5 protein-coding genes and 1 pseudogene are annotated in these 6,357 nt (G+C 56.3%); 4 read left to right on the plus strand and 2 right to left on the minus strand.

Annotated features, from left to right (window positions below; genetic code table 11):
* Positions 1–243: pseudogene (locus ACIQ17_RS29445) on the plus strand (hypothetical protein); the annotation flags it as partial.
* 427 nt (positions 244–670) lie between these two features.
* Here the strand turns inward: ACIQ17_RS29445 and ACIQ17_RS29450 are convergent.
* Positions 671–1,675, minus strand: coding sequence for a Bug family tripartite tricarboxylate transporter substrate binding protein (locus ACIQ17_RS29450; RefSeq protein WP_398472981.1), 1,005 nt, complete (start codon positions 1,673–1,675; stop codon positions 671–673).
* 628 nt (positions 1,676–2,303) lie between these two features.
* Between ACIQ17_RS29450 and ACIQ17_RS29455 the strand changes: the two genes are divergently transcribed.
* The 3 genes from ACIQ17_RS29455 to ACIQ17_RS29465 all read left to right on the plus strand — a co-directional run bounded on the left by ACIQ17_RS29455 (position 2,304) and on the right by ACIQ17_RS29465 (position 4,885).
* Entirely contained in the window at positions 2,304–3,560 is a 1,257-nt protein-coding gene (locus ACIQ17_RS29455) for a pyridoxal-phosphate dependent enzyme (RefSeq protein WP_398472982.1), read from the plus strand.
* A gap of 39 nt (positions 3,561–3,599) precedes the next feature.
* The gene (gene npdG, locus ACIQ17_RS29460; protein ID WP_398472983.1) at positions 3,600–4,271 is read left to right on the plus strand and encodes an NADPH-dependent F420 reductase; all 672 of its coding nucleotides are present in this window, start codon (positions 3,600–3,602) and stop codon (positions 4,269–4,271) included.
* 167 nt (positions 4,272–4,438) lie between these two features.
* Positions 4,439–4,885 carry a CoxG family protein gene (locus tag ACIQ17_RS29465; protein WP_398472984.1) on the plus strand — a complete coding sequence of 149 codons (447 nt, stop codon included), beginning with the start codon at positions 4,439–4,441 and terminating at the stop codon, positions 4,883–4,885.
* Between the two features lie 359 nt (positions 4,886–5,244).
* Here the strand turns inward: ACIQ17_RS29465 and ACIQ17_RS29470 are convergent.
* On the minus strand, positions 5,245–6,357 hold a 1,113-nt coding region (locus ACIQ17_RS29470; RefSeq protein ID WP_398472985.1), incomplete at its 5' end, for an L-serine ammonia-lyase.

The raw sequence follows: 6,357 nt of genomic DNA on the forward strand, positions 1-6,357 counted from the left end.
ACGACTTACATGAAGAGCGGCCTTGTGGCTCATCGTGTCTCGTTGGCCCATACGGGTCGCGATCCCGCTCATCAGGTGACTGCAAATCTGGTCGGGTCCCCGGCATCAATCATCGAGAAGATCCATCAGCTCAAGGCGATGGGCGTCGATCATTGTGCTGCGATGGCTGTCGCGGTCAATACGCAGGAAGAGCTTCTCGAGCAGATGCATTGGCTAGCTGAAGAGGTCATGCCACACGTCTGATTGCAGGCAGCAATAGATTGGCTTGTGGCCGGTCGTACAGGATCGATTGCAGCCATATTGCTAGACGGATAAGAGGAAGCGCCCGCGATGATTGTAAATCGTCGCGGGCGTTTGAATTCCGATTACGTGTATCAGCTGAGCCAAGTGTAGCCATGCCGATGGCGTATGCTCGTTTGACTTCCGAAAGCCGAGTTCGATGCGTAGGGGACAACGACGGCGTTGCGGCGGCGCGACTGCGGTGCCGCGAGGTTACTCGGCCATCGACCGCTTAACCAGTTTTAAAGGTCTGAACTGCGCAGTTCTACACGGTGCGAGCAGCTCACAATCACTGTTCGCTTTAGCTGCAAGCATAAGAACCGGCATCGCCGGCTCTATCGGATGCAGTGCCGTGTCGAGTGCGTAGCGCTCGCGCCGAGAGAGGCGTTCGCTATTGCTTGGGAATATTGGCTGCTTTCACCGCAGCCTCCCATCTTGGACGCTCGGACTTTAGAAACGCAGCGGTGTCTTCGGCCGTGCCGCCAACAGGAGTGGCGCCGAGCTCCTTGATGCGATCAGCGATCTCGGGAAGCTTCACAATCCGGTCGCATTCCCTACTCAGCACCCGAATGATGTCACTCGGTGTCTTGGCTGGTACAGCCAGCATATTCCAACCGCTGAGCTCATAGCCTTTGAGTACCGAGTCAATCGTGGGAACATCCGGCAGTACATCGAGCCTTTCCTTGGTCGATACACCCAACGCGATCAGGTGTCCTGATTTAATAAACGGAAGGATCGGCCCCAGATTGTCGATGGTGAACGGAACGCGGCCCGCGACCACGTCCGTGACGGATTGCGAAGTGCCTTTGTAAGGGATGGGCGTTAGCTTAAGTCCTGCCATTTCACCGAATAATGCTCCAGACAAGTGGCTAGTCGCCCCTATACCAGCAGTCGCGTATTGATACGTCTCAGGGCTCGCTTTTATTTTTGCGATCAGCTCCTGGATAGTCTTCACTCCAAGCGTAGGGTGCACCACCAGCACATTTGGGACGCGGGCAGGCAGACACACGGGGGCGAACGCTGTGTCTGGATCGTATGCGAGATGATTGAAGATGAACTGATTGATGACGAATGATGCGGGCGCGTTGAGGAGCAACTTGGTGCCATCAGGTTCGCTAGAGGCGACCTCCGCTGCACCAATATTCGTACCAGCACCGGCCTTGTTAGTGACAATGACGGTCTGCTTCAAAGAACTTTGCATTTTCTCTGCCAGTAATCTGGCAAAGATGTCCGTATTACCACCCGCAGCGAATGGAACGATAATCTGGATTGGTTTGTTTGGGAAATCATTTGCGCGAACTTGCGTCGATGCACATAGCAACGCCGTGATGAGGCCCGCAGCAACGTTGCGAGAGATTTTTCTGATACATCCGCGTTGCTTGCCTAATGAAATCATACTTCCTCTTCCTTTTATTGATGATGCGACAGGCGTCCGATTGTTGAAGTTGTGCCGATATATGGAACGTCGTTTCATCAAGGCTACACGCAACTAATTTTCTGTCAATCAAGTCGATGATTTCAAAAGCGGCATAGCTTGCGGAAAAAGCGCGCTTCGTGTGCGGATCGCGCCTTAAATCTAGTCGGCTGGACAAGTCCGCCAATCACCGACACGTTTTCGCTGCCGTGGACTTGGATGCGTGTGAACTATGTTGCGCCGCTCTTGAAATCAGCGCGCTGCAACAAAGAGGCTGAGAAGCTACGCACCAACGACCGTGCAGGGACGGCCAATCTGCTGCTGCGGCGATTGGATGGGAGCGCGGCGATGAGCGCAGTTGACTGTACGTCGTTTACCAGATGACGAGCATTCGTCGCATCACATCACCAGTCAGATCCGCGACGCATGCCTCTCTCGCGAACAGCTTGCCACTCCGCTCCTAGTCGGCTTTTGCCGAATAGGCGAGCCATCTTACTTTGTGCCCACCGCGGCGCCTGCTGCTTGACATGCTCGCGCAAAGGCGGTCTTCTAAACATAATAACGGAACGATGTGCCGATTAACGGCATGTTGATGCACTCTGGAGAATGAATGGCCTATGTTGCTGCTTTGAGGTGTCTGAGGTGCGACAGCGAATTCAGCGCTGCCGCTTTCGGGGTCGATTGCCGACATTGCCGCGACGCCGCGCCGAGCAACCTGATCGTGATGTATGAGGAGAACCAGCCGGGGTTTCGCCCGCGAGCCAAGCCGACCGACCGTGATAACAGCCTGTGGCGCTACGGCGACATCCTGCCTGTCGCGAAATCGGAGGCAGTATCGCTGGGCGAAGGCGGTACGCCGCTGCATCAGCTGTCAGGCTTTGGGCAACATATCGGCATCCCGCTCTTGTTTGGGAAAGACGAAACGCGCAGCCCCACGGCATCTTTCAAGGATCGAATGGCGTGTATCGCTGTTTCCACAGCGAAGAAGTTCGGCGCTCGAGCGGTCGTATCGAGCTCCACAGGTAATGCCGGGGCCGCAGTCGCGGCCTACGCTGCTAAGGCTGGGATGCCATGCGTGGTATTCTCATCGGGAGCCGCAGGTGCCTCCCTGGCACAAATGCGCGTTGCTGGGGCGACCGTGGTTTCGCTGTCTAGCAAGGACTATCGTTGGCCTCTGATGCGGGACGGTGTCGAGCGCCTTGGTTGGTTTCCAACCTCGCCATTCTTTGGGCCAGTTGTTGGCAGTAATCCGTATGGCATCGAAGGGTATAAGACGCTTGCCTATGAAATAGCGGAAGATCTCAATTGGAGCATCCCTGACTGCTGTGTCTTGCCGGTATGCTATGGCGATGCATTGATCGGCATGTGGCGCGGCTTTGAGGAGATGATGGCCTGCGGCTGGATTGACCGCATGCCGCGCATGTATGCCGCAGAGATCTACGGATCACTCGCGGCGGCGCTGCGCGAGGGCACGGACAAGCTTCCGGATATGCCGGCGACACATAAAACGTTAGCGCAATCGACGACGGCGACGCGCAGCACATATCAAGCCTTGCACGTGCTTCGTCGGTCCGGCGGTGATGCGATATCGGTGAGCAACAGCGAGATTCTGCAATACCAGGCGCAATTGTCGCGCATGGAGGGATTCTACGTCGAACCGGCGACCGCGGGGGCGTTTGCGGCGGTCGCGGGGCTGCTCAAGAAAGGCAGCGTCCGCCCTGGCGAACGTGTCGTTGTCCTGATGACGGCTTCCGGCATCAAAGACATCCACGCCACGATCGACTCGCTTGATGCGTTGCCTACGTTCGAAAACGATCCGGACGAAGTATTCTCGTGGCTGCGCGACACCACGCCAGCTGCATTCTAGCAAAACGACACTGAGTAAAACTCATTTGGGAGCATTAAGATGAGCACCGTTGTTGCTGTTCTCGGAGGAACCGGAAGTGAAGGGGGAGGAATCGCATTGCGATTGGCTCACACCGGGCACACTGTCATCATCGGATCGCGCGACGAGGAGCGGGCGAAAGAAGCTGCGCGTGCCATCAATGACAGGATCGGCCAGGAGAGGGCCGTCGGCATGGCCAATCCGGCCGCCGTCGCGGCTGCGGATCTCGTCTTGCTGACGGTCCCCTATGCCGCGCAGATTAAAACGCTGGAGCCGCTCAGGCAGGCGCTGCAAGGTAAGATCCTGGTCGATGCCACTGTCCCCCTGATGCCGCCGAAGGTGAGCCGCGTTCAGCTTCCCAATGGCGCGTCGGCCGTTGCGCATGCACAGGAAGTGCTTGGCAGCGAGATCCGCGTTGTTTCTGCGTTCCAGAATGTCTCCGCGCATCATCTGAATGACCTCGATCATTCGGTCGATTGTGACGTTCTCGTTTGTGGCAATGACGCATCGGCTTGCGATCAGGTTATTGCACTTATCGGCGCAATTGGTCTGCGGGGCATCTATGCCGGAACAATCGAGAATTCTGCTGCCGCAGAGGCCATGACCTCGTTGCTGATCGCGATCAACCGTCGATACAAGGCGTCCGGTAGCGGTATCCGCATCACGGGACTGTCGACATCGGAGCCTGGCTAGACAGCACGGGCAGGGCGTAGTGGGGCACTCGCATGCGTGCGCCTACGACGCCTGATCACCATATCTCTCAGGCCGTAATTTTGCGCGGCCGGACGAGTGTTTCTCAGGCCATGCCAACGTGGCAGCGTTTCCGAGATTCCGGCCAATCACTATTCAGGAGAAGCACCATGGCGATGACGATGAATGGCGAAGTTTTGCTCGCGGCCCCTCGTGAGCAGGTGTGGGCCAAGATCAATGATCCTGCGGTGCTGAAAAGTTGCATCCCCGGCTGCGAGGAGTTGGAAACCACCGAGGAAGGTGGGTTTCGCGCCGTCGCCAGAATGAGAGTCGGGCCTGTTGCCGCACGATTCCGTGGCAAAGTCGTCCTCAGTGATCTCGATCCATTGAATGGTTATAAGATTTCTGGAGAAGGTGAGGGCGGCGTAGCCGGCTTTGCCAAGGGAGCGGCTACCGTAAGCTTGACCGACAAGGGGGAGGGGACTCTGCTTGTCTATGCGGTCGAGGCCCACATTGGGGGAAAACTGGCTCAACTTGGGCAGCGGCTGGTAAATGGGACAGCGAAGAAACTTGCGGATGAGTTCTTTGCCAATTTTGCCAAGGCTGTGCAGGCTTAAAATGTAAGCGCGTTTGGCGCCTGCGGCGTTTGGTTGTCACAGTGATGGAGACTGTGAGTGCTTGAACGAGAAATCTGAGCCGGTGCCGCAAGGTTTGTGAAGCCAGCTCAGGATCTAAATGACATGAGGGTTGTGATGCAACAGTTTCATGAAAATACTCATGAAGGTTCGATCGAGTGCGCTCATTCGCCGATATCGTTGGGCGGATATATTATTCAAGCGACAATATCAGTGTTACTGGTTGCCGCCATTGCAATGCTTCTGTAACGGTCGGCTGGAACGGCATGTCTAGCTTTGCGGCGATGATCCGTAACGTCGTAATCGACGCTCGCTTCCAGCCGAGAAGGTGAAAAACTCGTTCAACATTCCGGAACGCTGATGGCGAGGCCGCCGCGCGACGTTTCCCGGTACTTATCATGCATGTCCGCGCCTGTCTGACGCATCGTCTCAATGACCTGATCGAGCGAGACCCGGTGCGATCCGTCGCCGGCCAGCGCTAGATAGGCGGCGTTGACCGCCTTGATTGCACCGAACGCATTCCTTTCGATGCACGGGATCTGAACGAGACCTGCGATCGGATCACAAGTCATTCCGAGATGATGCTCCATGGCAATTTCGGCAGCATTCTCGATTTGCGCATTGGTGGCTCCGAGTGCAGCCGATAGACCAGCCGCAGCCATAGCTGCAGCTGATCCGACTTCTCCTTGACACCCGACTTCGGCGCCGGATATGGACGCGTTCTTCTTGATAATTCCTCCGATGGCAGTCGCGGTAAGCAAGAACGTCTGCATGCCGGAGCGATCCGCGCCTGGACAGAAATCGCGATAGTAACGCAGGACCGCTGGAATGACGCCGGCAGCCCCATTGGTCGGGGCGGTGACTACGCGGCCTCCGGTAGCATTCTCTTCATTCACGGCAATGGCAAAAGCAGAGATGTAATCGAACGGCTCGCTCGGTCGACGAATGTTCGAATGCCGAGTCTCTTCTGCCTTTTGGTAAAGAGATTGAGCGCGACGTTGTACCTTCAGAGGGCCGGGCAGCTGCCCTGATTGCCTTAGTCCACGATCGACGCATGCCATCATGACATCAATGATCTGGTCAATGCCGGAAATTACCTCGGCTTCGCCCGTCTTTCCGCACTCGTTAGCAAAGGCAATATCTGCGATCGTGCAGTCGTAAACATCGCATATTTCGAGCAAATCAGCTCCACTTGGAATCGCGATGCCAAGCGGCTTGGACGTCGTCGCCGTATTGCTTTCGTATTGCTCCGCTTCGATAAAGCCACCGCCGATCGAGTACCAGATATCGGTTTTGAGGCTATTGCCATCCGCTCCGAGTGCCTGAAACGACATGGCATTCGGGTGGCGATGCATCATCTCGATTTTATCGAAGAGGAGGTCGCGGTCCCGGTCGAATGCGATCTTGTGCTGTTGCGGCAACACGATGCTGCGTGATGACGTGATCTGTTCCAC

It is taken from the genome of Tardiphaga sp., from assembly GCF_044340795.1.
Classification (GTDB): Bacteria; Pseudomonadota; Alphaproteobacteria; order Rhizobiales; family Xanthobacteraceae; genus Tardiphaga.